The sequence below is a fragment of the Stenotrophomonas sp. 80084_Sma genome, from assembly GCF_056481995.1.
Genome location: NZ_CM151177.1, coordinates 774,748 through 801,223, shown reverse-complemented (window position 1 = coordinate 801,223; position 26,476 = coordinate 774,748). Strand labels below are relative to the sequence as shown.

Sequence of the window (26,476 nt, the reverse complement as noted above, 5' to 3'; positions counted from 1 at the left end):
ACGCCCCGGCCGGAGCCGGGGCGTGCCCATGGAGAGGGGCTTGGGCTCAGTACTGGGCGTTGAGAGTCAGGCCCGAGAAGGTGCTGTAGGCCTTCACCCGCACATACCACGTGCCGGCAGCCGGACTGTTGATGGTGCAGGTCTCGCTGTTGCCGCTCAGGTACGGGCGGCAGGTGTAGGCGGTATCGGTCGGGGCACTGCCCTGGCGCACGTACAGGTCGGCATCACCGCTGCCGCCACTGATCGCCACGCGCAGCTGGGTGCTGCCGGCCGGAACGTTCACGGTGTAACTCAGCGAAGCGCCACTGGCAGCGCCGAGGCCGGTGACCGGAACGTTGTTCTGCAGGACGTTGCCACCCGGGTTCGGGCCGCCACCGTTGATCGCCGCAGCCACGGCCGCGTCGGCGTCGATGATGCCGGCGCCGCAGCCGCCCGAGCAGGCGCCCGGCAGCGGACGTGCAGTGCTCTTGATGATGCTCTCCACCTGCGCCGGGCTCAGCGGGCTCGGGGCTACGGACTGCATCAGCGCGACCACGCCGGCCACGTGCGGTGCCGCCATCGAGGTGCCGTTGTACGAAGCGTAGCTGGCACTGCCCGGGGTGGTGGTGCCGCTGTTGAGGGTGGACAGGATGCCCTGGCCCGGTGCCGAGATATCGATGCCGTTGCCATAGTTGGAGAAGCTGGCACGCGCACCGGCCGAGGTGGTGGCCGCCACTGCGATCACGTTCGGGCAGTTGGCCGGCACCGACGAGGACACGTTGGTGTTGCTGTTGCCGGCAGCGACCACCACGGTGGTGCCACGCCCGACAGCGCCATTGATCGCGTTCTGGTAGGTGGTCGAGCAGCTGCCGCCGCCGCCCAGCGAGAGGTTGATGACCTCGGCCGGATTGGCATTGGCCGGCACGCCGCTGACGCTGCCGCCGGACGCCCACACGATCGCGTCGGCAATGTCGGAGGTGTAACCGCCGCACTTGCCGAGCACGCGCACCGGCACGACCTTGGCGTTGAACGCAGTACCTGCCACGCCGGTGCTGTTGTTGGTCACCGCCGCTACCGTGCCGGCCACGTGGGTACCGTGCCAGCTGGAGTTCGAACCCGGGTAGCCCGCCTGGCACTCGTTGTCGCCGTACCAGTCGCCCTCATCGTTCGGGTTGTTGTCGCGGCCGTTGCCGTCGCGCGCCATCGCCGCATCACTGATGAAGTCGTAGCCGGGCAGGATGTTGGCATTGAGGTCGGCGTGGTTGGTGATGCCGGTGTCGATCACCGCCACGACCACGCCGGTGCCGGTGGCCTTGTCCCAGGCCGGCCGGATGTTGATGCCGGCATTGGAGGTGCCGAAGCCCCATTGCTCGCTGAAGCGGGTGTCGTTCGGGGTCAGGGTGGCACGCATGATCTGGTCGACTTCAACGTATTCCACGTTCGGGTCGGCGGCCAGCTTGCGCATCAGCTGCTCGGATTCGGCCTGGTCGAGCGGACGATCGGTCTTGACCAGGGTCGGGCCGACGGCCAGCTTGCGGACCTGCTGCAGGCCCAGCGCGCGGCCCTGGCTGCTGGCCAGGCCGGCGGCGGCACTCTTCAGCGAAGAGGCCAGTGCGGTGGTGTTGGCCACCGGCGCGCTGCCGTCGCGGTACTTCACGATGAAACGCTGGTGGGTCTGTGCGGACTGCAGGCCGCTGAGCTGGACATCACCGGCCAGCGCAGGCGTGGCCAGCAGCAGCGATGACAGAACGGACGCACCAAGGACCACCCACACTCGACGCACACGCGGTTGCGTTACCTGGGACATCGTATTTCCCTTTCTTGTGGTGTGAATGCCGGAATCGGCAGAAGCACCGGCCCGAACCCTGGGCTGGCTTGCGTTGGCGAGGTTCGAAGTCCGGCGAGCCAGCGGATCCCCCTAACGATCCGCCGTGCAGATGACGCTAATGACCAAAACCGGACACCACAAGATTTTCAGCGTCTTTTCAGCAAGATGAAATGTTCGTTCTGAGACTTTTCGGGTCGAGGGTTTGTGAAGGTGAAGGAACTTTCTCCTGCCCTGCACGCACCTGACTGGGTCATCACGTGTCCTGCGATGACTTTGCCGACATCGGCGTCCACTGCTGACACCAACGACGGCGCAGCGTGCCCGCGGCGTGCCTGCCCATCGCGTCGGACGCGCTGACTACTTTGCCTGCGGGAGGCGCGCCGGCCGGATCCGCTGACCTTTGACCGGCTCGCCGCGTGCAACCGGCTGGCCATCGGCCACATAACCGGAGAACTGTGCTGGCAGCGCTTCGCCGACACCGAACACGGGCCCGGCCTGCAGCTGGTAGTGCAGGTGCGGCTCGGAGGAGTTGCCGCTGTTGCCACAGTCACCGAGGTGCGCGCCGCTGCGGACAGCCTGTCCCTGCGCCACACGCACACTGCCCTGGCGCAGGTGCGCCAGCACCGAGTATTCCTCGTTGCCGTGGTCGAGGATGACGCGGTTGCCGGTGAGCTGGGCGGCATTCATCTGGCCCGGCACGTTGTCGGCGACACCCTCGATCACCTCCACCACCGTGCCGTCGGCGGGCGCGAGGATCGGGCGACCGAAGCAGTAGTAATCATCGTTGCGCAGGCCATCGCCACGGTGCGACCGGCCATCGCGGACCACCAGCAGATCCAGCGCGAAGCGCTGGCCGGCATGGGCCGCATGGTAGTTCTGTTCGACACTGCGCCCGCCCCAGAACACGAAGTACTCATCGTCGAACGGCAGTTGCAGCCGTGTGCGGGTCTGGTAGTCGAGGAACCCGCTCGCTGCGGCCTGCGGCGGCGTGGTCTGTAGCGGGCGGATGTAGAAGCCGCCAATCCGCCCGTCGGCATCGATGGCCCACAGCACCTGGATCAGGTCCGGGCTCCTGGCGAAGCGCGCCTGCCGCAGATAGGTGTCGAATCCATCAACCTTCTCGACCTTCTCACTGACCAGCTCGGTTTCTGCGCCCCAGCCCGCCAGCACCTGCTCGCGCAGCGCCACCAGGTTCTGCGGGGACTGCAGCCCCGCCTGCATCTGCGGCGTCATCCGTTCCCACAGTGCGTCGATGTGCCCTTCGTAGAACTGCGTGGTCAGCGCAGCTCCCTGTTGGCGCGGATCTGCAGCCGCAGCCGCGCCGATGAGGGCAGAGAAGGAAACAACCAGAACTGCAAACAGGCGCGGGAGCAATGTCATGTCAGGCGTCCTTTCGATCCGGATCGGGAATGCCGGCAACGATCGCCGCCAGCTGTGTTCGGTACTCGGCCAGGGCAGTGCGGCCCGTCGGCGTCAACTGCAGGGTGGTCAGCGGGCGCTTGCCGCGGAACGACTTGTCGATGGCGACCAGTCCAGCAGCCTCCAGCTTGCTCAGATGGCTGGACAGGTTGCCCTTGCTCAACCCGCTGAGATGTTCGACAAAACCGAACTCGGCGGATTCGGCACCTGCCAGGATCGACAGGATCAGCAGGCGTGCCGGCTCGTGGATCAAGCGGTCGAGCTGGAGCAGCGCTCTGGAGTCAGGCAGCTGGGTCATTCGGCGTTCGTCCGCACCGCCATGAACGCGCGCATCTCTACCTGCAGCCGGTGGAAGCGCTGGTGGTCACGCCAGCCGACCACGATCAGTGCGACGGATGCCAGCGGGAACACCGCCGTGCTCGGGCCGAAGCCATACGTCTGCCCGGTGAAGGCCAGCGCGGCCTGGCACAACAGGAACACGCCCACGATGAACTCCAGCGGTGTACGCAGCCAGCGCCACACCACCCAGGGCAGCAGCGCCACCACGGCCAGGTAACCGATGGCGCGCAGGTCCCAGGGCAGCTCGCCCATCGGCGCCAGCCGGGTCAGCACGCTGCCGATCACCAGCACGCTTACCAGCGCGGTGAAGGCAATGAAGAAGCGCTGGAAATTGCGCTCGACCGGCGTGACCTGCTCCTCGACCTGGCCCAGCCGCTGGTAGTAACGGCGTGCCAGCCATTGCTTGCCGACGATCCACAGCACCGGCACGGCAATCAGCACGATGCGCAGCGCCAGGGTGGTCGGCAGCAGCGCGCCGGCAAGGAACGAGGCCAGGCAGGCAATGCCGCCTGCCATCGCCGACAGGCCCCCGGCACTTCGCGAGTACCGCGAATATTCACGGGTCAGCGCCTGCAGGCGCGAGGAAGGATCAATGACGGACGGCTGCTGCATGACACGCTCCATCGGGGTCGCTTGAATTCAGTTTGCAGTGCAAACCTATTTGCGTCAAGCGCCCGCCTGCTGCGGTCGACGGGCGGGCCCACAACGCAGAAAGCCCGTCACTGGGACGGGCTTTCAAGAAGCGCCGCCGGGCATGGCCCGGCGCTACCGGTTCAACGCGGGCGATCAGCCCAGCTTGACCAGCCAGTTGTGGCGGTCCGGCAGGCGGCCGTACTGGATGTCGGTCAGTTCCTTGCGCAGCGACATGGTCACTTCGCCGGCCGGTGCGTTGATGTCGCCCACCGAGAAGCCTTCGCCCTTCAGCTGGCCTATCGGGGTGACCACCGCCGCGGTGCCGCAGGCGAACACTTCGGCGATCTCGCCGGAGGTCACACCCTGCTTCCACTCATCGATGGTGACCTTGCGCTCTTCGACCTTCATGCCGCGGTCGCGGGCCAGCTGCAGGATGCTCTCGCGGGTGATGCCTTCGAGGATGCTGCCGGACAGCTGCGGGGTAACCAGCGTGCCGTCCTTGTAGACCAGGAACACGTTCATGCCACCCAGTTCTTCCAGGTACTTGCCTTCGACCGGGTCGAGGAACAGCACCTGCGAGCAGCCCTGTGCCTGTGCCTTCTGCTGCGGCAGCAGCGAGGCGGCGTAGTTGCCACCGCACTTTGCGGCACCGGTGCCACCCTTGGCCGCACGTGCGTACTCGGTCGACAGCCAGATCGACACCGGGGCGACGCCCTTGGCGAAGTACGGGCCGGCCGGGCTGGCGATCACGTAGTAGCCGGCCTTGTGCGCGCCGCGCACGCCGAGGAAGGCTTCGTCGCCGATCATGAACGGACGGAAGTACAGGCTCGACTCATCGGCCGACGGCACCCAGGCGCTGTCGACGGCGATCAGCTGCTTCAGCGATTCGACGAAGATCTCCACCGGCAGTTCCGGCAGCGCCAGGCGCTGCGCCGAACGCTGCAGGCGACGGCCGTTGGCATCCGGGCGGAAGGTCCAGATCGAACCGTCGGCATGGCGGTAGGCCTTGATGCCCTCGAAGATTTCCTGGCCGTAGTGCAGCACGGCCGCGGCCGGGTCCAGCTGCAGCGGGCCATAGGCGCGCACGTTGGCGTTGTGCCAGCCGGTGTCCTTGTCCCAGCGCACTTCCACCATGTGGTCGGTGAAGTGCAGGCCGAAACCCGGCTTCTCCAGGATCTGGGCGCGCTCTTCAGCGCTGCGCGGGTGGTCCGAACGGGTGACGGCGAAGCTGGGAATGGACTGGGACACCGGAGATTTCCTGTTCTGGTTGCGGGTAATGCCCGGCCCGCGTCACTGCGGGCCGTGGGTCAAAGCATGCCGGTCTCGAGCCGGGCCGCCTCGGACATCATGTGCTGGTTCCACGGCGGGTCGAACACCAGGTCGACGTCGGCCTCGGCCACCGTCGGGATCATTTCGAGCTTGCTGCGCACGTCGTCGACCAGGATCTCGCCCATGCCGCAGCCCGGTGCGGTCAGGGTCATCTTCACGTCGATCTCGCGCTTGCCTTCGTCCAGGTGCTTGATCTCGACCTCGTAGACCAGGCCCAGTTCGACGATGTTCACCGGAATTTCCGGATCAAAGCAGGTGCGCAGCTGCTGCCACACCAGCTGTTCCACCTGTTCATCGGTGGCGTCAGCCGGCAGCTCGAGCGGTGCCGGTGCCTCCTTGCCGATGGCGTCGCCGTCCTTGCCGGCGATGCGGAACAGGTTGCCCTCGACGAACACCGAATAACTGCCGCCCAGCGCCTGGGTGATGTACCCATAGCTGCCGGCGGGCAGGGTCACGGTGTCGCCCTGCGGGACCATCACGGCCTCGCAATCGCGTTCGAAGTGGACAGGTTCGCTGCTACGGGAATACATGGGGACCGATATGGGGCCGTGGCCAAGGCCACGCAAGACGGCATTCTAGCCCAGCCGCCCTGCCGCCGCCGGTGCACTGCGGCAAACCACAGTATCCTGTGGGTGATCTTCAGGGAGCTTCGATGTCCTCCAATGCCGCGCGTGCCAGGACCGTGACCTGGCTCTGGCCCATCATGCTGTTGCTGGGTCTGCTTGTTGCTCCCCTCGCCTGGATGATGCTGGCGCTGATGACCGGCCGGCAGGTCGGCTGGATGGCGGTACTGACCGCCCTGGAACTGGTGTTCATGCTGCGCATGGGCACGCTGGGCCCGGGCCGGCTGCGCATCGCCCTGGTCGTGCTGGGCACCGTGCTGGTGGCGGCCGTGGCCAACTGGGCCATCGCCAGCGCGTGGATGGGCGGCTCGATCGGGCTGGACCTGTGGGACGCCACCCTGCGGATGGGCCCGCACCTGGCCTGGACCCTGATCACCCTCGCCAATGGCGCGATGGAATGGCTTTGGCTGGCCCTGGGCGTGGCCGTGGGCGCCTGGCTGGCGCGCTGACCCACCGGCAGGTAGTGCCGGCCGTTGGCCGGCAGAAGCGTGCGGACCAAGGTCCGCACCTACCCGATGCAACCACCACGCGTGGATTCGGTAGTGCCGGCCGCTGGCCGGCAGAAGCATGCGGACCAAGGTCCGCACCTACCCGATGCAACCACCACGCGTGGATTCGGTAGTGCCGGCCGCTGGCCGGCAGAAGCGTGCGGACCAGGGTCCGCACCTACCAGGCGCAGCCGCCATGCGTGGATGGGGGTAGTGCCGGCCGCTGGCCGGCAAATGCGTGCGGACCAAGGTCCGCACCTACCCGATGCAGCCGCCGCTCAATGCCCGCCGTCGAGCGCCTTCAGTTCGCTCACCAGCGAGGCCGCCGCTTCCGCACCATCGCCGTACAGCATGCGGGTGTTGTCGGCGTAGAACAGCGCATTCTCGATGCCGGCAAAACCGGTGCCCTTGCCGCGCTTGATCACCACCACGTTGCGCGCGTTGACCACATCCAGCACCGGCATGCCGTAGATCGGGCTGGCCGGGTCGGTACGTGCCACCGGATTGACCACGTCGTTGGCACCGATCACCAGCACCACATCGGTGTTGGCAAATTCCGGGTTGATGTCGTCCATGTCGGCGATCAGGTCGTAGGGCACACCCGCTTCGGCCAGCAGCACGTTCATGTGCCCAGGCATGCGCCCAGCCACCGGGTGGATCGCGAACTTCACCTTCACCCCGCGCTGGCCCAACCGCTGCGCCAGCTCCCAGATCTTGTGCTGGGCCTGCGCCACCGCCATGCCATAACCGGGCACGATCACCACGCGTTCGGCGTAGGCCATCATCGCCGCGACGTCCGACGCTTCAATCGGCTTCTGCGCGCCAGTGATCGCCTGCGCTTCGCCGCCGACGCCGCCGCCGCCGAAGTTGGAGAACAACACGTTGCGGATCGGCCGGTTCATCGCCTTGGCCATCAGCCGGGTCAGCAGGATGCCCGCCGCGCCGACCATCATGCCGGCGATGATCAGCGCCTCGTTGCCCAGCACATAGCCTTCGAACGACACCGCCAGGCCGGTGAACGCGTTGTACAGCGAGATCACCACCGGCATGTCGGCGCCACCGATCGGCAGCGTCATCAGCACGCCCAGTGCCAGTGCCAGCACGAAGAACGCGACGATCGCCCAGGTGTTGAGCGTGCTGGCCGCGATGATCGCCAGCACCACCACCGCCAGTGCCACCAGCAGGTTCATCACCTGCTGGCCCGGCCAGGTCACCCGCTTGTCCAGGCGGCCATCGAGCTTGGCCCAGGCAATCACCGAGCCGGACAGCGACACCGCACCGATGGCCGCGCCGACCACCGCCAGCAGCAACACCATGCCCGAGGGTTGGCGGGCAGCGAGGTCGGCCAGCGCCTGTGCGCTCCAGTGGCTGGTATCACGGTTGGCGAGGAAGGCGTAGCGCAGCAGTTCCACTGCACCGATGGCCGCGGCCGAGCCGCCGCCCATGCCGTTGTACAGCGCCACCATCTGCGGCATGTCGGTGATGGCAACCTTGCCGGCCGACCACCAGGCCAGGCCCGCGCCAAGCAGCAGCGCCACCAGGATCAGCGGCACGTTATGCAGTTCGGGCAGGAAGAAAGTCGCCACCGTGGCCAGCAGCATGCCCAGCCCGGCCCAGCGGATGCCGCTGCGCGCGGTCAGCGGCGAGGCCATGCGCTGCAGGCCCAGCAGGAACAGCGTGGCGGCGACGAGGTAGCTGGCCTTGACCAGCCAATCGAGCAGTTCGACGGTGCTGATGTTCAAGCCTGCGGCTCCTTCGGCTCGTCCTTGCCGCCCTTGGGCGCGCTCGGCTTGAACATTTCCAGCATGCGCGCGGTGACCACGTAGCCACCGGCGGCGTTGCCAGCACCAAGCACCACGGCGAGGAAGCCCAGGGCTTTCTCCAGCGGTGTCTGCGCGTGCCCCAGCACCACCATTGCACCGATCAGCACGATGCCGTGGATGAAGTTGGAGCCCGACATCAGCGGGGTATGCAGGATCACCGGCACCCGCGAAATGATCACGTGGCCGGCGATGGCTGCCAGCATGAAGATGTACAGCGCTACGAACCCGTCACTCACCGGCAACGCTCCTGCTCTGTCTTCGTCGTCCCATCATAACCATGGGCTGAACCCGGTGCGCGCCCGGCGTCAACCGAAGCCGCGCTCACGCGTTGTCGATGGTGACCCCGAGCGAGGAACCGTACCCTGTGCTGGTGAGCAGCCCCGTCCCCCCGAGCGCCGAGACCGATGCCCTGCCGGCGTCGCTGGAGGCGTTCCTGGCCAGTGTTGGCCCGCGCGCGTTCCGCTTCGCCGAGGCCGGCCTGCGCCAGCGCGAAGACGCCATGGACGCGGTGCAGGACGCGCTGCTGCGCATGCTGGACTACGCCGACAAGCCGGCTGCCGAATGGGCCCCGCTGTTCTGGAGCATCCTGCGCCGGCGCGTGATCGACGTGCAGCGCCGGCGCCGCTTCCGACTGCCGTTCTGGCGCGACAACCAGGACGCCGACGGCGGCGAGATCGACTGGGCTGACCCCGGCCCGGACCCGGCACAGGCGCACGAACAGCGCCAGCAGTACCAACAGCTGGTGGACGCGTTGCGCCGCCTGCCCGCCCGCCAGCGCGAGGCCTTCACCCTGCGCGTGCTGCAGGACCTGGACGGGGCCACCACCGCCCGCGCCATGGGCTGCAGCGAAGGCGCGGTAAAAACCCATCTGGCACGCGCCCGCCAGGCGCTGCAGGATTATCTGGAGACCCACCCGTGAACCGCTCCCTGCCTTCCGATGACACCCTGCGCAGCCTGCACGCGCAGTCGCTGCACGCGCTGTCGCCGGCAACGCTGGCCCGGCTGCGCCAGGCTCGCCACGGCGCCACGGCCGCCCATCGCGGGCGCTGGCGCTGGTGGCTGGCCAGTGCCTGTTCACTGGTGGTAGCACTGGGTATCGGCCTGCAGTTCACCGGCCACGGCACCCTGACGGGCCCTGCGCCGGCACCTGTGCTTGCCTCGGCGGAAGACAACAGCGCGCTCTACGACGAAAATCCCGATCTGTACCTGTGGCTGGGCGATACCGACCTGGCGATGGAGTGAATCATGTCCCGACTGCACACCCTGCCCCTGCTGATGACCCTGTTGCTGCTGCCGGCCTTCCCGGCACTGGCGCAGAGCGCCGCGCCCGCCCCTGCCGCACGCCCTGCGCCGGCCGCACCGCTGCCGGCGTGGGAACACCTGAGCGAAGCGCAGCGCGAATCCCTGCTGGCGCCGCTGCGCGACCGCTGGAACAGCGCCGATGCCGGCCAGCGCCAGCGCATGCTTTCGCATGGCCAGCGCTGGCAATCGATGAGCCCGGAGGAGCGCGACAAGGCCCGCCGTGGCCTGCGCCGCTTCGAGCACATGAACCCGGAACAGCGTGAGCAGGCCCGGGCCCTGTTCGGTCAGATGCGGAACATGCCGGCGGAACAGCGCGACGCCCTGCGCGAGCGCTGGTCGCAGATGACGCCGGAACAACGCAAGGACTGGGTGCGCGACAACCCGCCGCCGGCGAAGCCGCGGTAACGCCGGCATCCGCAGGGTGGGTGCGGACCCTGGTCCGCACGCTGGGCCGTTCCTCCACGCATGGCGTGGATCTACCGGGAAGGCAACCGGCGCTACCGGCTCACGCCTGCCAGCGTGTCTTCGCCAGCAATTCGTCGTCCCAGTCGAAACTGAGCTCCCCTTCGCGCACGAACAAGGCGACGAAGTTGAGCAGGTTGCGCGCGTACATCTCGCTGGCCTGGGTCGCGCCGCGGCTGGCCAGGCCAAGCGGGCCATCGATGGTCACGCCCTGATGTTCGATGCACTGCCCCGGCTGGGTCAGTGCGCAGTTGCCGCCGCTCTCTGCCGCCAGATCGACAATGACGCTGCCGGTGGCCATGCCTTCCACCATCGCGGCAGTCACGATCGTCGGCGCCGGTCGCCCCGGTACCGCTGCCGTGCAGATCACCACATCCACGCTGCGCAGGTGGTCGGCCAGCCGGCGCTGCTGCTCGGCGCGTTCCTCATCGGTCAACGCACGCGCATAGCCACCTTCACCGGCTGCGCTCACGCCAAGATCGAGAAAGCGCGCGCCCAGCGACTGGATCTGCTCGCGGGTTTCCGGGCGCACGTCGAAACCTTCCACCTGTGCACCGAGACGACGTGCGGTGGCGATGGCCTGCAGACCGGCCACACCGGCACCGATCACCAGCACCTTGGCCGGGCGCACGGTACCGGCGGCGGTGGTCAGCATCGGGAAGAAACGCGGCGCACGCTCGGCCGCGATCAGTGCCGCCTTGTAACCGGCCATGCCGGCCTGCGAGCTGAGTACATCCATCGCCTGCGCGCGGGTGGTGCGCGGCAGCTGCTGCAGTGGGAACAGGTGCAGGCGGTCGCCAGCGGCCAATGCCGCAAGCGCCGGATCGCTGGCCGGGGTCAGCAGGCCGACCACGCTGGCAGTGGGCTTGAGCTGCTCCAGCACCGCCACCGGCGGTGCCTGCACGCACAGCAGGATATCGATCTCGGCCCAGCGACCTACATCGAACACACGTGCACCGGCGTCGTCATAGGCAGCATCGGTAAATCCCGCCGCCAGACCGGCGCCGGCCTCATACCAGACAGTGATGCCCAAGGCACCGAGCTTGCGCGCGGTTTCCGGCGTCAACGCCACGCGCCGTTCGCCCGGCGCGGTCTCCTTGATCCCCAGCAACGCCACGGCCATGCAGGTCCCCGCTGATCGGTGAGTTTTCCCGATCCTAGCAGGCGGCCACGGCTCAGTGCAGTGTTGCGCTACCCGAGTCCAGCCGATCGATCACACCCTGCATCGCGCTGTCGAAGGCGCCATCGTCGACGTGGGCGCGCAGGCGGCCCAGCCGCACCATCACCGCCAGTTCTTCCGGCGAGGCCACGCAGAAGCGCACGCCGCGGCGGTTGACGAACAGCAGGCGCGAGGAAATCGGGCTGACCCAGGACAGCTTGCCGGCCTGCACCTTGCCGTCCTTGTCGACGAAGTCCAGCCAGTTGCCGATTTCCATGCGTCGGAAGCGGTCGGCGTCGGCGTTGTCGAAATCGTCGGCGTCGATCTGCCCGCCGAGCTCCACCGCTGGCGACTCAGCCACCGGCGGCGCCGGCAAGGCAACCTGCGGCAGCTCCGGCAGCGCGCGCTGCAGTTCCGGTCGCGATTCCGCAATGCCCTGCAGGGTGTCGTGCAGGGCGTCGATGGCACCGGTGGCGGCATCGCCGTGCACGCCGACACTGGCAAATACCTTGGCCAGCACCGGCTGCCAGGCCTGCAGCCACGGCTTGCCGACGATCTGGCGGCGGGCCTCGGCCACTTCCTCCAGCAGGCCGTCAGCCAGGCTCAGTGCCTCGGCCACCGACGCGCCCTCCTCGCCCTCGCGCAGCAGCGCCAGGGTCAGGTGGTGCTGCCATGGCTGGCGCAGGAACTCAGCGATGGCCGGCGGCAGGGTGGCATCGCCGATGCGGCGATCCAGTTCGGCACCCGCCCGGCTGCGGGCCATTTCCAGCTTCTCCTGGCCGCGCTGCGTTTCGGCGGCGCGGCGCTCGGCGATTTCCACACGGCGGCGGTGCTGCACGAGGAACTCGCGGAATTCTTCTTCCAGGGTCAGGAAGATCGCCAGGTTCTCGTTGAACTCAGCCACCAGGCGCTCGATGATTTCCTCGACCTTGGCCATCAGCATGCGCTCGGCCTGGCTTTCGCCGGTATTGCCCTCGCAGGCTTCGGCCAGCGAGTTGAGCAGCTTGCGGGCCGGGTGGGTCTTCTGCACGAACATGCGGCGGTCGAGCATCGCCACCTTGACGAAGGGCACCACCAGGCGGCCGATCAACTCGCGCGAACGGCCCTCCAGCTCGCGTTCGTCCAGCATCACGTCGAACAGCATGCCAACCAGATCGATCGCATCTTCGTCCTGCGGGTCCAGCCGGGTCTGGCCAGGATCGACGCCGAGACGGGTGGCGCTGGACAGCACTTCACTCTTCAGCCGCTGCGCCAGTGATTCGCCGTCCTCGCCGATGGCCGCACGCAGGGTGGCGCTGGGCGTGGCCTGCAGCAGCGACAGCACCGACATCATCTCGCGCTGGCTCAACGGGCGGTGCTGGCCAACCGCGACCTGCGCTGCCGAGGTGGCGTCTTCGCGGACATGACGGGTCTGCTGCAGCAGCTCATGCAGGGCCTCCAGCAGCATTCCCTGCTGGCCGGCATACGCCTCGCCGTTGCCGGCATCCTCGCTCCCGAGGTGCTGCTGCATGTGGCCACGGCGCTCGGACCAGCGCGCAGCGAAGCGCTGTGCCCAGGCCGGCGCGGCCTGTTCATCATCGCTGAATTCGGATTCGAAGCCCGCCGCGTGGCGCGGCTCGACCAGATCGTCCGACCCGGGCGCCATGCGCGGGTCGGGCGCGGCCGACAATGGACGCCGCGGCGCCCCCATCTGCGACATCACGCCAGCGGCGGCCAGCTGCTCGTCCAGCTTCTCGTAGATGCGGCCCACCGGCGCGCGCAGGTCGCGCTCGCACAGCTTTATCAGCACCAGGTGCACTTCCGGCGCCAGTTCGCAGCCGGCAAAGGCCTCATGGATGGCCACGCCCAGATGTTCGGGGCTGACCGGGTTGTGATCGGCATCCAGCTCGGCGCCGCCGATCAGGCGGCCGAGGCGGCGGTCCAGCCGCGCCAGCACCGGCTTGAAGTCACGCAGCAGCACGGTGGCGAAATTGCGCACCGCCAGCCGCGATTCCAGTACATGTTCAGCCAGCAGGCTCAGGCCATCCTCGGCCGGCCCGGACAGGGTGGCTTCGGCCGACAACGGCTCGCCACTGGCCAGTGCATCCCAGGCCCGCTGCAGGTGGCCGGCGAAGGCGGCGGCGATGTCCTCACGGCGACGGCGCAGCTCGCGCATCGCATCCAGGAACAGCAGCTGCGACGAGCCAGCATTGCCGGCGCGGTCGAACAGTGCATCGTCGAAACGCGCCAGTGCGGCCCCGAACGCCTGGCACAGCGCCGGCAGGACCATGTCCCGGGCACGCTGAAGCTGGACCGGGTCACGGCCCGGCGATCCCATCGGTGTGGGCGCGCTCATCATTCGGGAAGGCTCCCCACCTTCTCTGGTACGACAGACAGCATGGACATCGCGACGGCCGGCACACCCCATGTGCCGGTACGTCGATGGTAGGCCGGCCAGCCCGTCACGGACAGTGAAACAGTCCTCACTTCAAACCTCATGACCGGCGGCCCGGCAAGATAGATATCGTAAGCCGTGCGAGGCCCACGAGGCGAGAGGAAGCGGTCGTCCCTTTCCCGCCAGTGGCATGATGTTCATCACAGTTTGATATTCAGGGGCGGGACGCGACACAGACGGCGTCATTGACCACCCCGACTATAATCAAACACCCGTGATGACCGGTTCAGACTCCATGCCCGACCCCGCTGCCCTGCTTGCCCTGGATGCCCGCCGCTCGGTGCCCTCGCGGCAACTGGGCGAGCCCGGACCGGATCCAGCCACCCTGCAGCGCATGCTGGCCTCGGCCGTGCGCGTGCCCGACCACGGCAAGCGCGTACCGTTCCGCTTCCTGAAGATCGCCGGCGATGCACGTCACACTCTGGGCGACTTCCTGGCCGAGCGCAGCCGCCAGCGCGACCCGCATGCGGGCGAGGCAGTATTCGAGAAGGACCGCCAGCGTTTCAGCCATGCGCCGCTGGTGATCGTGGTGGTGGCCAGCCCGCGGCCAGACCCGAAGGTGCCCGAGCAGGAACAGCTGATGACCGCCGGCTGCGTCTGCTTCGCCCTGCTGCAGGCCGCACAGGCGCTGGGCTTCGGTGCGCAGTGGCTGACTGCATGGATGGCCTTCGACCCGGTCGTGCAGGCACATCTGGGCCTGGCCGAAGGCGAACGCATCGCCGGCTTCATCCACATTGGCACGCCCAAGGCCGATGTACCCGAACGCGAGCGCCCCGATCCGGCGGCCCTGCTGCGCGACTGGACGCCACCGGCATGAGCCTGCCGGCACCACCGCCATCGCTGTATCTGGTCGACGCCAGCATCTACGTGTTCCGCGCCTGGCACTCGCTGCCGGACCAGTTCCAGGACGCGCAGGGCTGGCCGACCAACGCCGTGCACGGCTTCGCCCGCTTCCTGCTCGATCTGCTCGAACGCGAGCGCCCGCGGCACATCGCCATCGCCTTCGACGAAGCACTCGACAGCGGCTTCCGCCACCGGCTGTATCCGGCCTACAAGGCCAATCGGGACCCGGCGCCGGAAGCGCTCAAGCGCCAGTTCGTACACTGCAAGGCGCTGTGCGCGGCGTTGGGCCTTGCGGTGCTTGCCCACCACGAATACGAAGCCGATGACCTGATCGGCAGCGCCCTGCACGTGCACCGTGGCAGCCACCGCGGGGTGATCATCTCCGCCGACAAGGACCTGTCGCAGCTGCTGCTGGATCACGACGAGCAGTGGGACTACGCACGCAACCAGCGTTGGGACGTAGCCGGAGTGAAGGCGCGGCACGGCGTGCACGCGCACCAGATCGCCGATTACCTGGCACTGTGCGGCGATGCGGTGGACAACATTCCCGGTGTCAGTGGTGTCGGCAGCAAGTCCGCCGCCGTGCTGCTGGCCCACTTCGGCAGCATGGATGCGCTGTACGAACGCCTGGACGAAGTGCCGTTCCTGCGTTTGCGCGGCGCGGCACAGATGGCGGTGCGCCTGCGTGAGCAGCGCGAGCACGCCCAGCTCTGGCGCCAGCTGACCACCATCGCGCTGGACGCGCCGCTGGACGGCAGCCAGCCCGGGCTGCTGCGCCAGGCAGCCGATCCGGAGCTGCTTGGTGGCCTGTGCCAGACCCTGCGCTTCGGCCCGATGACCCGCCGCCGGCTGTTCGATGCCGCCGGCGTGGCCGACCCCGTTCCCACTCCATCCTTTTCCAATTCCGGCGAGCCCGCATGAGCCAGCGCAACACCGAAGCCCCGCGTGTCGTCTATGAAGGCAAGTACCAGCGCATGCTGGTGCGCGGCACCTGGGAATACAGCGAACGTACCCACGCCGGTGGCCTGGCCGCGATCATCATTGCCGTCACCCCGGAGGACAAGGTGCTGTTCGTCGAGCAGTTCCGCGTGCCGCTGCAGGCACCCACCATCGAGATGCCGGCCGGCCTGGTCGGCGACATCCACGCCGGCGAATCGATTGAAGTCTCGGCCGTGCGCGAACTGGAAGAAGAAACCGGCTGGACCGCCGATCACGCCGAAGTGCTGATGATCGGCCCGACGTCCTCCGGCGCCAGCAGCGAGAAGATCGCCTTCGTCCGTGCCACCGGCCTGCGCCGGATCGGCGAAGGTGGCGGCGATGACAGCGAGGACATCACCGTGCACGAGATTCCACGCAGTGAGGCCGCGGCCTGGCTGGTGCAGAAGATGGGCGAAGGCTACGAGCTGGACGCCAAGCTCTGGGCTGGCCTGTGGATGATCGAGCACCACCTGGACGGGCGCCCGCGTGGCTGACGCCGACCTGCATGCGCTGCCGGCGCTGCTCGGCGCCGACGACCCGGCAATCTACGCGATTCACCGGCCGCAGGGCGCTTCGCCGTACCTGCTGCTGGCCGACCACGCCGGCCAGCAGGTGCCGCACGCCCTCGCCGGCCTGGGCTTGCCACAGGTCGAACTGGACCGCCACATCGGCTGGGACATCGGCATTGCCGGCACCACCCGCGCGCTGGCCGAACGGCTGGATGCTTGGGCGATCGAACAGACCTATTCGCGGCTGCTGATCGACTGCAACCGCCCACTGGCCTCGCCGACGCTGATTCCGGAAGTAAGCGACCACACCGTGGTCCCGGGCAATGCCGGGCTGTCGGCGGCGCAGCGGCAACAGCGCATTGATGCGATCCACGCGCCGTACCACGCACGCATCGACGCCGAACTGGACGCACGCCGCGATGCCGGTCGCCCCACCCTGCTGGTGATGATGCACAGCTTCACGCCAGCGATGAACGGCATGCAGCGGCCGTGGCATGCCGGCGTGCTGTACCACCAGGACACGCGCTTTGCGCATGCACTGCTGCAGGCACTGCGCGACGAAGGCGACCTGGTGGTGGGTGACAACGAACCGTATTCGGTCAGCAGCACCAGCGACTACGCGGTGCCGGTGCATGGCGAGGGCCGCGGTCTGGTGCATGTGGAACTGGAAATCCGCCAGGATCTGATCGCCGATGCCGCCGGGCAGCTGGCGTGGGCGCAGCGGCTGGCGCGGATCTTCAGCGCGCTGCAACCGCAGTTGCTGGCCGCCGGGTGATTTACCCAGGCTTGGTAGTGCCGGCCGCTGGCCGGCAACTGCAATGATCCAACGAACCTGAGGTTGCCGGCCAGCGGCCGACACTACCGCAATACGGGCGCGTCCATCCACGGGAACGGCTTGAACCCGTGCACCTGCACGGTCGCACCGATCGCTTCGAGATCATCCTTGATCGCCTGCGCGCGGCGACGATCCAGCGCCTCACCCAGCACCAGCGGCAACGCACGGCAGCGCGCCAACGCCTCGCCCACCGGAATCTCCAGCAGGCGCGCCACGCGCTGCGCTGCGGCTTTGATCTGCCCCTCCGAGCACGCCTTCAGCGTCAGATCGAAGGAAGCGAAGATGCCTGCGCCCACCCCTGCCTCGCGCGCCTCCACTTGTTCCTCAGCACCCGCTTCGCCCAGAGCCTCGTCGATACCCTCGACCTGCTGGAACGCGTCGTACTCGGCGTAGTACGCCAGTGCCTGCGCGTAGTCCTGCAGCGACGACAGCGGGCGTTGCCGCTTCTGCACATCCAGCACGTCGGCAAACGTGGCCGGCTCCAGATACGGGAACAGCCCCATCGCTGCCGAAGCGGCCGATCGCTCGCCGTCGTCATCCAGCGCTTCATCACTGGATGACGGCAACCACAACCGCGCAGCCAGCAGGTCCTCGCTGCTGGCCATCACCCAGCCGAAGGCGTTCCACACCTCATCGTCATCGTTGCAGGCAGCGAAGGCATGCAGGGTCTGTTGCAGGTCCAACAGTTCGATCATGCGTCGGTGCTCAGGCAGGCAGTCGCTGCCGAGTCTACCGGCGCCGGGCGCAGGCCCAACGCGATCACCACGCCGAGCGCGGCGAACAGCGCGGCGCCGTACTGTGCATTGACCATGCCCTGCAACGCATCAGGGCTGGTTGCCGCCTGCGTGCCGCGCGCGGCGTTGGCGACCATCACCAGTACCGCCAATCCCAAGGCGCCGCCGATCTGCTGGGCGGTGGCAGCCATGCCGGACGCGACGCCTTGCTGCGGACCCGGCACGCCCTGCCCGGCCACGATCCACATCGCCGTCCAGCTCATGCCCTGGCCAACGCTGAGCACCACGATGCCCGGCAACAGCGGCCAGTAGCTGCCGCCATGCGGCATCGCCAGCGCCACCGCGGCGATGCCGACGGCACCTGCGGCGAAGCCCCAGGCCAGCACCTGCCGTGGCGAACGGCGCCGCAGCATGCGTTCGGCAATCCGGATGCCGAAGGTGCACACCAATGTCGGCAGCAGGAAGGCCATACCGGCCTGCAGCGGGCTCCAGCCATAGCCATCCTGGAAGTAGAGCGCCAGGAAGTAGTACTGCACGCCATAGCTGCTCATGAAAGCGAAGGTCAGACCCAGCGCGGCGCGGAGGCCGGGCAGGCGCAACAGCGAAAACTGCATCAGCGGGTCACGGCTGCGCTTTTCGATCTGTACGAACACCGTCAACAGTACGGCTGAAAGCAGCAGGCAGATGAGCGTAGCCGGCGCCGTCCAGCCCCACTCCGGCCCTTGCACCAGGGTGGTGACCAGCAGGCTGCCGCCAGCGGTGACAGTGAGACAACCGGCCAGATCGAAGGAACGGCCCTGCACGCGTGGACCATCGGCCGGCAGCCATGTACCGGCCGCGACCGCGCACGCCGTGGCCAGCGGCACGATCACCGCCAGCACCGCCGGCCAGCCGAACGCCTGGGTCAGCACGCCACCGAGCAGCGTGCCCAGCGCCAGGCCCACCGCGCTGGCCATGCTCCAGATCGCCAGCGCACGATTGCGTACCGGGCCTTCGGCGTACAGCGTGTTGATCAGCGCCAGCGTGGCCGGGAACAGCAGCGCCGCCCCGACGCCTTGTGCGGCGCGCGCGATGATCAACAGCGTGGCGTTCGGCGCCAGCGCACCGAGCAGCGAGGCCAGCGCGAACAGCAGCATGCCCAGCCGGTAGAAGCGGCGGCGGCCGATCAGGTCGGCGGCGCGCCCGCCGAGCAGCAGGCTGCCGCCGAAGGCCACGGTGTAGGCACTGACCACCCATTGCAACTGCTGCGCGTTGATCTGCAGCGCGCGGCCCATGTCATGCAGGGCAACGAAGATGATGGTGGCATCCAGGGCGATGATCAGCTGGGCGGTGGCCAGCAGGGTCAGCGCCCAGCGCGGGTATTTGAGGGGAGGCATCGGCGGTCTGGCGCGGTGGGGGAGCGCAGTCTCATTGATGCGAGCCAATCAATAAACCCCTCCCCGACCATATCTGTCATGATTTTCGGCATGAATGGAGCCTCGATGGACCTCAATGCGGTTCGCATGCTGGTGCAGGTGGCCGAAGCGCGCAGTTTCACCGTGGCCGCCGGCCAGCTGGGCCTGAGCCAGTCCGGCCTGTCGCGCGCGATCGGGCGGCTGGAAGCCACGCTGGGGGTGAAGCTGCTGCAGCGGAACACCCGCAACGTGGCGCTGACCCCGGATGGCCGCCAGTTCGTGGAACAGGTGGCACCACTGCTGACCGGCCTGGACGATGCCGAACGGCAACTGGCCGACCGCCCGTGCACGCCCTCGGGCACATTGAAGATCAGTGCACCGTCGATGTTCGGGCGCAAGGTGCTGGTGCCGATGCTGGCGCCGTTGCTGCAGCAGCATCCGCAGCTGCAGGTGGAAGCGGTGCTCAGCGACCGCCTGGTCGATCTGGTCGAGGAAGGCTTCGATGCCGCGCTGCGCACCGGCGTCATCGCCGACCAGCGCATCGTCGCGCGGCCCTTGCCGCCGCTGCGCTGGGTGACGGTGGCCAGCCCCGCCTATCTGGCCCGCTGTGGCGCACCGGACGATGTGGCCGCGCTGCAGGACCATGCCTGCCTGGCGGTGCGCAACCTGCGCAGTGGCCGGCTGGTGGACTGGCAGTTCCTGCAGGACGGGCAACTGCGCGAGTTCACGCCGCCAACGCGGATGGTGTTCGACAGCGGCGATCCGCTGGTGGAAGCGGCCATCGCCGGTATCGGCATCGTGCAGGTGATGGATTTCGCCGTGGCCGATGCGTTGGCCGATGGCCGCCTGCAGCGCGTGCTGCAGCCGTTTGAAGGCCGCAGCCGCGCGCTGTCGTTGATCTACCCGCCGTCGCGCCAGCACTCGCCGAAGCTGCAGGTGCTGGCCGACGCGCTGCTGGCCGGGCAGTGGTAGCGCCCGCCGCTGGCCGGCGCCTCCAGGAATCCAACCGTTTCAGGTTTGCCGGCCAGCGGCCGGCACTACCGCAGCCAGGCGTGGCCTGGCTCTACTGATCAGTGCACCGAACCCGGTCTGGAGCAGAGCCCCCTTGTTGTTCAAGGGGGCGCGCCGACAGGCGCGGGGATAAGGTGGAATGCGTGGATAGTTTTGCCTCAAGCAAAACTGTCGGTGGCGCGCACCAGTGCGTCCACGTTCTCGGCTTCGAACGCCGAGTGGCCCGAGGCCGGCGTGATTTCCAGCTTCGCCTTCGGCCACACCTTGGTCAGGTCCCAGGCGTTGGCCAGCGGGCAGACCACGTCGTAGCGGCCGTGCACGATCACGCCAGGAATGTCAGCGATGCGGTGCGCGTCGCGCAGCAGCTGGTCTTCCACCTCGAAGAAGCCGCCGTTGACGAAGTAATGGTTCTCGATGCGGGCAAAGGCCAGCGCGAAGTGCGGGTCTTCGTGGCTGTTGATGAAGTCGTCGTCGACGTGCAGGAAGCTGGTCGCGCCTTCCCACACTGCCCAGGCTTTGGCCGCTTCCAGGCGGGTGGTTTCGTCTTGGCTGGTCAGGCGGCGGTGGAAGGCCGAGATCAGGTCATGACGCTCCACCGACGGAATCGGCTTGAGGTAGTGCTCCCACGCATCCGGGAACAAGCGGTTGGCGCCTTCCTGGTAGAACCATTCCAGTTCCCAGCGACGCAGCATGAAGATGCCGCGCAGGACCAGTTCGGTCACGCGCTGCGGGTGGGTTTCGGCATAGGCCAGTGCCAGGGTCGAACCCCAGCTGCCGCCGAACACCTGCCAGCGATCCACCTTCAGGTGCTCGCGCAGCTTCTCGATATCGGCGACGAGATCCCAGGTGGTGTTGTCCACCAGGTCCGCGTGCGGGGTGGAACGGCCGGCACCGCGCTGGTCGAACAGGATGATGCGGTACTTGGACGGGTCGTGGAACTGGCGCATCTTGTCGCTGCAACCACCGCCCGGGCCACCGTGCAGCATCACCACCGGCTTGCCATCCGGGTTGCCGCACTGTTCGAAGTACAGCGTGTGGCGGTCGTCGACCTTCAGGGTGCCGACGTCGTAGGGGGTGATGGCGGGGTACAGCGTACGCATGCTTGCAGCTCCAGGGTGATGCCCTGCCGGGGCAGGAGAACCCCATTCTAGGCCGGACACCGGCCCAGGGTGATGCGGTCGCGCTGTTCCAGGTCCTGCACGGTCTGCACCTCTGCAAAACCCGCGGCGTCGAACAGCGCGCGGATCGCCGCGCCCTGATCCCAACCGTGCTCGATCAGCAGCCAACCGCCGGGCAGCAGATGGGCCTGGCCACCGTCGACGATGCGGCGGATGTCATCCAGCCCGTCCACGCCGGAGGCCAGCGCGGTGGCCGGTTCAAAACGCAGGTCGCCCTGTGTCAGGTGCGGATCATCGCTGGCGATGTATGGCGGGTTGCTGGCAATCAGGTCGAAGCGTGCACCCTGCAGTGGCGCATACCAGTCGTGCCCGCCCTCGGCGAAGCAGACGTTGCGCAGTTCATGGCGCGCAGCATTGCGCGCGGCCACGGCCAGCGCGCCCGGGCTGGCATCGGTAGCCAGCACCTGCGCTTGGGGCCGTTCGCTGGCCAGTGCAAGTGCAATCGCACCGCTGCCGGTGCCCAGGTCAGCCAGCTGCAGCGATTGGTCTGGCGGCAGCCGCTCCAGCGCCAGCTCGACCAGCAGCTCGGTTTCCGGACGCGGGATCAGCGTGGCCGGGTCGACCTCCAGGTCCAGCGTCCAGAAACCGCGGCGGCCGGTCAGGTAGGCCACCGGCTCACCGGCCACGCGGCGGGCCAGCAACGCTTCGAAGGCGGCCAGGTCGGCGGCGGCCAGCGGATCGGTAGCATGCGCGAACAGCCAGCTGCGCGGGCGCTCCAGCACATGCAGCAGCAGCAGTTCGGCCTCGTGGCGGGCCTCGACGCCGCCGAGGCGGGCACTGGCCTCGGCCACGATCTGGCGCAGGGAGGGTTCGGTTTGGGAAAACATGCCGCAATTGTAGAGCGGAGCCCATGCTCGGCTGCTTCTGGCGCAGTCGAGCTACACATCCACAGGTCCGCAGTCGAGCATGGCTCGACTCTACAAAAGGCTGCAATCCGTTCAGGTTCTGCCCGAGGGGATAAGGAGGGACTATTGGCCCTATTCAGCCGTTCCGGAAGATTTTCCTTGTCACACAGGCAGTTGCAGGATGAAAGCGTCCGGGTTCAGTGCCTGCTCAGTGCATTCCGATAGACTGCATCTATCAAATAGATGCAATCAATGGATTGTTCTTATCGATAGCGAGTCGGTACTCTAGGTCCTGTCGATTCACCCACTCCCCTTCACCCAGAGGAAAAACGATGTCCCTGATCAACACCCAGATCCAGCCGTTCGAAGCCAATGCTTACCTGAATGGCGAGTTCATCAAGGTTTCCGACAGCACCCTGAAGGGCCAGTGGTCGGTCCTGATCTTCATGCCGGCCGCCTTCACCTTCAACTGCCCGACCGAGATCGAAGACGCCGCTGACCATTACGCCGAGTTCAAGAAGGCCGGCGCCGAGGTCTACATCGTCACCACCGACACCCACTTCTCGCACAAGGTGTGGCACGAAACCTCGCCGGCCGTCGGCAAGGCCCAGTTCCCGCTGGTCGGCGACCCGACCCACCAGCTGACCAACGCCTTCGGCGTGCACATTCCGGAAGAAGGCCTGGCCCTGCGCGGCACCTTCATCATCAACCCGGAAGGCGTGATCAAGACCCTGGAGATCCACTCCAACGAGATCGCCCGTGACGTCTCCGAAACCCTGCGCAAGCTGAAGGCTGCCCAGTTCACCGCCGCCAACCCGAACCAGGTCTGCCCGGCCAAGTGGAAGGAAGGCGAGAAGACCCTGACCCCGTCGCTGGACCTGGTCGGCAAGATCTAAGGCAGTACCGGCCTGCCGTGGCCCCACGCCACGGCGCGCCTTTCATCCCCGTGCCGGTCCCCCCGCCGGCGTGGGGGTGAACCCAAGACAGCCAACGCCCGCCCGCCTTGGCCAGCCAGCCCCTTCCACGGTCGCTGTCTTGGGTTCACCCCTACCCCCTGCTGGTCCGCTACCTTCTACAGCGGTGCCACGCCCCCTGTTTGCCTGAAGCCAGGAGATGACCCGATGTTGGACGCCAACCTGCAGTCGCAGCTGAAGACCTATCTGGAGCGCGTGACCCGCCCGATCCAGATCACCGCGCACGCCGACGACGGCGCCAAGTCGCAGGAAATGCTGGAACTGCTGCAGACCCTGGACAGCCTGTCGGACAAGATCTCGCTGCAGGTGCTGCGCGATGGCCAGGGCCGCGTGCCGTCCTTCGACCTGGGCGCCCCGGGCCAGGATATCCACCTGACCTTCGCCGGCCTGCCGATGGGCCACGAGTTCACCTCGCTGGTGCTGGCGCTGCTGCAGGTGGGTGGTCATCCGTCCAAGGCCACCGCCGAGCTGATCGAGCAGGTGCAGAACCTGGAAGGTGAGTACAAGTTCGAAACCTACTTCTCGCTGTCCTGCCAGAACTGCCCGGACGTGGTGCAGGCGCTGAACCTGGCCGCGGTACTCAACCCACGCATCCAGCACGTGGCCATCGACGGTGCCCTGTTCCAGGACGAAGTCGAGAAGCGCGAGATCATGTCGGTGCCGACCGTGTACCTCAACGGTGAAGTCTTCGACCAGGGTCGCATGACCCTCGAGCAGATCGTCGCCAAGCTGGACACCAACGCCAGCAAGCGCGATGCCGAGAAGATCGCCGCCAAGGATGCCTTCGACGTGCTGGTGGTGGGCGGTGGCCCGGCCGGTGCGGCAGCAGCGATCTATGCTGCACGCAAGGGCATCCGCACTGGCATCGCCGCCGAACGTTTCGGTGGCCAGGTGCTGGACACCATGGCGATCGAGAACTTCATCTCGGTGAAGGAGACCGAGGGCCCGAAGCTGGCCACCGCACTGGAACAGCACGTGCGCGAGTACGAGGTGGACATCATGAACCTGCAGCGCGCCAGTGCGCTGGTGCCGGCCGGTGAAGACGGCCTGGTGCAGGTGCAGCTGGAGAACGGCGCGGTGCTGAAGTCGCGTTCGGTGATCCTGTCCACCGGCGCACGCTGGCGCCAGATGAACGTGCCGGGCGAAGACCAGTACCGCAACAAGGGCGTGGCCTACTGCCCGCACTGCGATGGTCCGCTGTTCAAGGGCAAGCGCGTGGCGGTGATCGGCGGCGGCAACTCCGGCGTGGAAGCGGCCATCGATCTGGCCGGCATCGTGTCGCATGTAACCCTGCTGGAGTTCGATTCCAGCCTGCGCGCCGACGAAGTGCTGCAGAAGAAACTGCGCAGCCTGGCCAACGTCACCGTGCTGACCAGCGCACAGACCACCGAAGTGCTGGGCGACGGCAGCCGTGTCACCGGCCTGGTCTACAAGGACCGTGTCGGCGGCGACGCCCACCGCGTCGAGCTGGAAGGCATCTTCGTGCAGATCGGCCTGCTGCCCAACACCGAGTGGCTGAAGGACACCGTGGCGCTGTCGCCGCGTGGCGAGGTCGTCATCGATGACCGCGGCCAGACCAACCTGCCGGGCGTGTTCGCTGCTGGCGATTGCACGACGGTACCCTACAAGCAGATCATCATTGCCATGGGCGCCGGTTCGACCGCCGCACTGAGCGCGTTCGACCACCTGATCCGCTCGTCGGTGAGCAGCAGCAGCGGTGCCGTTGCTGAAGCTGCCTGATCCATCGTTCCCAGATCACCGGGAACATTGTCTGCCTGTCGGGTAACCATGCCGTCAGCCGGTCCGTTACCCCTGGGGTGTAAGGATGAACCTACGTGATCTGAAGTACCTGGTAGCCCTGGCCGACCACAAGCATTTCGGCCGGGCTGCCGCCTCCTGCTTCGTCAGCCAGCCGACGCTGTCCACGCAGATCCGCAAGCTGGAAGAAGAGCTGGGCCTGCCGCTGGTGGAACGTGCACCGCGCAAGGTGATGCTGACCCCGGCCGGCCAGGAAGCAGCAGCACGGGCACGGGTGATCGTGTCCGAAGTGGAACAGCTGAAGGAAGCGGCACGTCGCAGTCGCGATCCGGAAGCCGGTACGGTGCGCCTGGGGATCTTCCCGACCCTGGGCCCGTACCTGCTGCCGCATGTGATTCCGCGCATCCGCGATCGCTTCCCGGAGCTGGAACTGCTGCTGGTCGAGGAAAAGAGCGATGTGCTGCTGGACCGCCTGCGCGAAGGCAAGCTCGACGCTGCACTGCTGGCCCTGCCGGTGATCGACGACCAGCTGCATGCCGAGTTTCTGTTTGAGGAACCCTTCCTGCTGGCCGTATCCGGGCGCCACCCGCTGGCCCGTCGCGAACACCTGGACGTGCAGGAACTGGCCACGCAGAAGCTGCTGCTGCTGGAAGATGGCCATTGCCTGCGCGACCAGGCGCTTGAAGTCTGCCGCCTGTTCGGTGCCAACGAGAAGTCCGAGTTCCGCGCCACCAGCCTGGAAACGCTGCGGCAGATGGTCGCCGCCGACGTCGGCATCACCCTGCTGCCAAGCCTGTCGGTGCAGCCGCCGGTGCCGCGCTCGAACAACATCCGCCTGCTCGACTTCACCGGCGAAGGACGCCCCAGCCGCCGCATCGCGATGATCTGGCGCCGCAGCTCGGCCATGAACGACTTCCTGATGGAGCTGGCCGATCAGTTCAAGCGCCTGCCGCAGGCGCTGTTCACCCTGGAAGCGGTCAACGCCGCCGGCGACACGGCCGCCCTGCCCGGCCCCGCGCTGAACGGCTGAACCCCCGCAGCACCGGCCTGGAATCGGCAGGAGTCGATTCCGGCCGCATTTGTCCCCACAATACAGACAGGCGGCGCCAGCAGGTGCCGCCTTTTGCATGGCTTTCAACCAAGGAGCTTCACCATGAGTACCGCCAGCGGCCTGCCGCCGTCGATCACCGTTTCCACCTTCGACATGGACCGCCTGGACGCCATGCTCGAATCCCCTGCGCTGAGCCAGACGCCTGCCGCGCTCGCGCTTGCTGAAGAACTCAACCGTGCCACCGTACTGGCACCGGACCAGATTCCCGAAGGCATCGTCATGATGCATTCGCGCGTGGAGTGCGAAGATGAAGTGTCGGGCGAGAAGCACGTCCTGACCCTGGTCTTCCCCCGCGAAGCCAACGTCGATGAAGGCAAGGTTTCCGTGCTGGCCCCGGTCGGCAGTGCCCTGCTCGGCCTTTCGATCGGCCAGAGCATCGACTGGAACGCGCCCGGCGGCCGCAAGCTGCGCCTGCGCGTGACCGCGGTCCACAACGACCGCCCCTGATTACCGCTGCGCACCGCGCGCGATTCGATCCCCCTGCACCA

27 protein-coding genes are annotated in these 26,476 nt (G+C 67.4%); 13 read left to right on the top strand and 14 right to left on the bottom strand.

Translation table 11 applies throughout. From position 1 onward, the window contains the following. Positions 1–46: 46 nt before the first annotated feature. From ACZK3W_RS03620 to sufT, 6 genes are all read right to left on the bottom strand, one after another. The gene (locus ACZK3W_RS03620; RefSeq protein WP_004144921.1) at positions 47–1,786 is read right to left on the bottom strand and encodes a S8 family peptidase; all 1,740 of its coding nucleotides are present in this window, start codon (positions 1,784–1,786) and stop codon (positions 47–49) included. A 378-nt stretch (positions 1,787–2,164) separates the two neighbouring features. Continuing rightward, complete coding sequence (locus ACZK3W_RS03615; protein WP_164080373.1) at positions 2,165–3,187, bottom strand: M23 family metallopeptidase; 1,023 nt, start codon at positions 3,185–3,187, stop codon at positions 2,165–2,167. A gap of 1 nt (position 3,188) precedes the next feature. Next, positions 3,189–3,524 (bottom strand): transcriptional regulator, encoded by a 336-nt coding sequence (locus tag ACZK3W_RS03610; protein WP_164080374.1) that lies wholly within the window; start codon positions 3,522–3,524, stop codon positions 3,189–3,191. Then, positions 3,521–4,177, bottom strand: coding sequence for a hypothetical protein (locus ACZK3W_RS03605; protein WP_164080375.1), 657 nt, complete (start codon positions 4,175–4,177; stop codon positions 3,521–3,523). The genes ACZK3W_RS03610 and ACZK3W_RS03605 overlap by 4 nt, the downstream gene beginning before the upstream one ends. 174 nt (positions 4,178–4,351) lie before the next feature. Beyond that, complete coding sequence (locus tag ACZK3W_RS03600; RefSeq protein WP_004144913.1) at positions 4,352–5,446, bottom strand: branched-chain amino acid aminotransferase; 1,095 nt, start codon at positions 5,444–5,446, stop codon at positions 4,352–4,354. 59 nt (positions 5,447–5,505) lie between these two features. Beyond that, entirely contained in the window at positions 5,506–6,057 is a 552-nt protein-coding gene (sufT, locus tag ACZK3W_RS03595) for a putative Fe-S cluster assembly protein SufT (RefSeq protein ID WP_005415385.1), read from the bottom strand. Between the two features lie 122 nt (positions 6,058–6,179). Between sufT and ACZK3W_RS03590 the strand changes: the two genes are divergently transcribed. After that, positions 6,180–6,599, top strand: a complete 420-nt coding sequence (locus ACZK3W_RS03590) for a hypothetical protein (RefSeq protein WP_100437932.1) — start codon at positions 6,180–6,182, stop codon at positions 6,597–6,599. Between the two features lie 317 nt (positions 6,600–6,916). Here the strand turns inward: ACZK3W_RS03590 and ACZK3W_RS03585 are convergent, their stop codons facing one another. Both ACZK3W_RS03585 and ACZK3W_RS03580 read right to left on the bottom strand, forming a co-directional pair. Further along, entirely contained in the window at positions 6,917–8,380 is a 1,464-nt protein-coding gene (locus ACZK3W_RS03585) for an NAD(P)(+) transhydrogenase (Re/Si-specific) subunit beta (protein ID WP_293796206.1), read from the bottom strand. After that, entirely contained in the window at positions 8,377–8,697 is a 321-nt protein-coding gene (locus ACZK3W_RS03580) for an NAD(P) transhydrogenase subunit alpha part 2 (protein WP_005408173.1), read from the bottom strand. Before ACZK3W_RS03580 ends, ACZK3W_RS03585 begins: the two co-directional genes overlap by 4 nt. A gap of 98 nt (positions 8,698–8,795) precedes the next feature. Between ACZK3W_RS03580 and ACZK3W_RS03575 the strand changes: the two genes are divergently transcribed. Genes ACZK3W_RS03575 through ACZK3W_RS03565 form a run of 3 tightly spaced genes read left to right on the top strand, consistent with a single transcriptional unit; the run spans position 8,796 to position 10,168 of the window. Further along, entirely contained in the window at positions 8,796–9,380 is a 585-nt protein-coding gene (locus tag ACZK3W_RS03575; protein ID WP_080356593.1) for an RNA polymerase sigma factor, read from the top strand. Beyond that, a complete protein-coding gene (locus tag ACZK3W_RS03570) occupies positions 9,377–9,703 on the top strand; it encodes a hypothetical protein (RefSeq protein ID WP_032130086.1) in 327 nt (108 codons plus the stop codon). Before ACZK3W_RS03575 ends, ACZK3W_RS03570 begins: the two co-directional genes overlap by 4 nt. Positions 9,704–9,706: 3 nt before the next feature. After that, the gene (locus tag ACZK3W_RS03565) at positions 9,707–10,168 is read left to right on the top strand and encodes a DUF3106 domain-containing protein (RefSeq protein ID WP_032130087.1); all 462 of its coding nucleotides are present in this window, start codon (positions 9,707–9,709) and stop codon (positions 10,166–10,168) included. A 100-nt stretch (positions 10,169–10,268) separates the two neighbouring features. Here the strand turns inward: ACZK3W_RS03565 and ACZK3W_RS03560 are convergent, their stop codons facing one another. Both ACZK3W_RS03560 and ACZK3W_RS03555 read right to left on the bottom strand, forming a co-directional pair. Beyond that, positions 10,269–11,348 (bottom strand): NAD(P) transhydrogenase subunit alpha, encoded by a 1,080-nt coding sequence (locus ACZK3W_RS03560; protein WP_032130088.1) that lies wholly within the window; start codon positions 11,346–11,348, stop codon positions 10,269–10,271. Between the two features lie 52 nt (positions 11,349–11,400). After that, positions 11,401–13,722, bottom strand: coding sequence for a DUF1631 domain-containing protein (locus ACZK3W_RS03555; protein ID WP_478450491.1), 2,322 nt, complete (start codon positions 13,720–13,722; stop codon positions 11,401–11,403). 331 nt (positions 13,723–14,053) lie between these two features. On the opposite strand from ACZK3W_RS03555, the gene ACZK3W_RS03550 reads away from it, so the two are divergent. From ACZK3W_RS03550 to ACZK3W_RS03535, 4 genes are read left to right on the top strand one after another with little or no spacing between them, the layout of a single operon-like run. Further along, the gene (locus ACZK3W_RS03550; protein ID WP_478450490.1) at positions 14,054–14,635 is read left to right on the top strand and encodes a nitroreductase family protein; all 582 of its coding nucleotides are present in this window, start codon (positions 14,054–14,056) and stop codon (positions 14,633–14,635) included. After that, a complete protein-coding gene (locus ACZK3W_RS03545; RefSeq protein ID WP_100437928.1) occupies positions 14,632–15,582 on the top strand; it encodes a 5'-3' exonuclease in 951 nt (316 codons plus the stop codon). Before ACZK3W_RS03550 ends, ACZK3W_RS03545 begins: the two co-directional genes overlap by 4 nt. Further along, entirely contained in the window at positions 15,579–16,133 is a 555-nt protein-coding gene (locus ACZK3W_RS03540) for an NUDIX hydrolase (protein WP_010481791.1), read from the top strand. Before ACZK3W_RS03545 ends, ACZK3W_RS03540 begins: the two co-directional genes overlap by 4 nt. Further along, positions 16,126–16,923: an N-formylglutamate amidohydrolase gene (locus ACZK3W_RS03535; RefSeq protein WP_478450489.1), complete on the top strand. Its 798-nt coding sequence runs from the start codon at positions 16,126–16,128 to the stop codon at positions 16,921–16,923. The genes ACZK3W_RS03540 and ACZK3W_RS03535 overlap by 8 nt, the downstream gene beginning before the upstream one ends. An 83-nt stretch (positions 16,924–17,006) precedes the next feature. Here ACZK3W_RS03535 and ACZK3W_RS03530 read toward each other — a convergent pair whose 3' ends face one another. Both ACZK3W_RS03530 and ACZK3W_RS03525 read right to left on the bottom strand, forming a co-directional pair. Beyond that, positions 17,007–17,678, bottom strand: a complete 672-nt coding sequence (locus tag ACZK3W_RS03530) for a DUF7716 domain-containing protein (RefSeq protein WP_478450488.1) — start codon at positions 17,676–17,678, stop codon at positions 17,007–17,009. Continuing rightward, on the bottom strand, positions 17,675–19,093 hold the full coding sequence (locus ACZK3W_RS03525) for an MFS transporter (protein ID WP_478450487.1): 1,419 nt from the start codon (positions 19,091–19,093) through the stop codon (positions 17,675–17,677). Before ACZK3W_RS03525 ends, ACZK3W_RS03530 begins: the two co-directional genes overlap by 4 nt. Before the next feature lie 105 nt (positions 19,094–19,198). Here ACZK3W_RS03525 and ACZK3W_RS03520 point away from each other — a divergent pair, with 105 nt between their 5' ends. Further along, positions 19,199–20,083, top strand: a complete 885-nt coding sequence (locus ACZK3W_RS03520; protein WP_478450826.1) for a LysR family transcriptional regulator — start codon at positions 19,199–19,201, stop codon at positions 20,081–20,083. A gap of 197 nt (positions 20,084–20,280) precedes the next feature. Here the strand turns inward: ACZK3W_RS03520 and pip are convergent, their stop codons facing one another. Together pip and prmC are read right to left on the bottom strand one after the other, a co-directional pair. Beyond that, positions 20,281–21,222 carry a prolyl aminopeptidase gene (pip, locus tag ACZK3W_RS03515; protein ID WP_180838380.1) on the bottom strand — a complete coding sequence of 314 codons (942 nt, stop codon included), beginning with the start codon at positions 21,220–21,222 and terminating at the stop codon, positions 20,281–20,283. Positions 21,223–21,269: 47 nt separating this feature from the next. After that, positions 21,270–22,127 carry a peptide chain release factor N(5)-glutamine methyltransferase gene (gene prmC, locus ACZK3W_RS03510; protein ID WP_336686010.1) on the bottom strand — a complete coding sequence of 286 codons (858 nt, stop codon included), beginning with the start codon at positions 22,125–22,127 and terminating at the stop codon, positions 21,270–21,272. Between the two features lie 350 nt (positions 22,128–22,477). Between prmC and ahpC the strand changes: the two genes are divergently transcribed. From ahpC to rnk, 4 genes are all read left to right on the top strand, one after another. Further along, the gene (ahpC, locus tag ACZK3W_RS03505) at positions 22,478–23,041 is read left to right on the top strand and encodes an alkyl hydroperoxide reductase subunit C (protein ID WP_004144811.1); all 564 of its coding nucleotides are present in this window, start codon (positions 22,478–22,480) and stop codon (positions 23,039–23,041) included. Positions 23,042–23,266: 225 nt separating this feature from the next. Beyond that, positions 23,267–24,859, top strand: coding sequence for an alkyl hydroperoxide reductase subunit F (gene ahpF / locus ACZK3W_RS03500; RefSeq protein WP_478450486.1), 1,593 nt, complete (start codon positions 23,267–23,269; stop codon positions 24,857–24,859). Positions 24,860–24,944: 85 nt separating this feature from the next. Beyond that, positions 24,945–25,907: a LysR substrate-binding domain-containing protein gene (locus ACZK3W_RS03495; protein WP_049436468.1), complete on the top strand. Its 963-nt coding sequence runs from the start codon at positions 24,945–24,947 to the stop codon at positions 25,905–25,907. A gap of 123 nt (positions 25,908–26,030) precedes the next feature. Further along, positions 26,031–26,435, top strand: a complete 405-nt coding sequence (gene rnk / locus ACZK3W_RS03490; RefSeq protein ID WP_005408156.1) for a nucleoside diphosphate kinase regulator — start codon at positions 26,031–26,033, stop codon at positions 26,433–26,435. Positions 26,436–26,476: the final 41 nt, after the last annotated feature.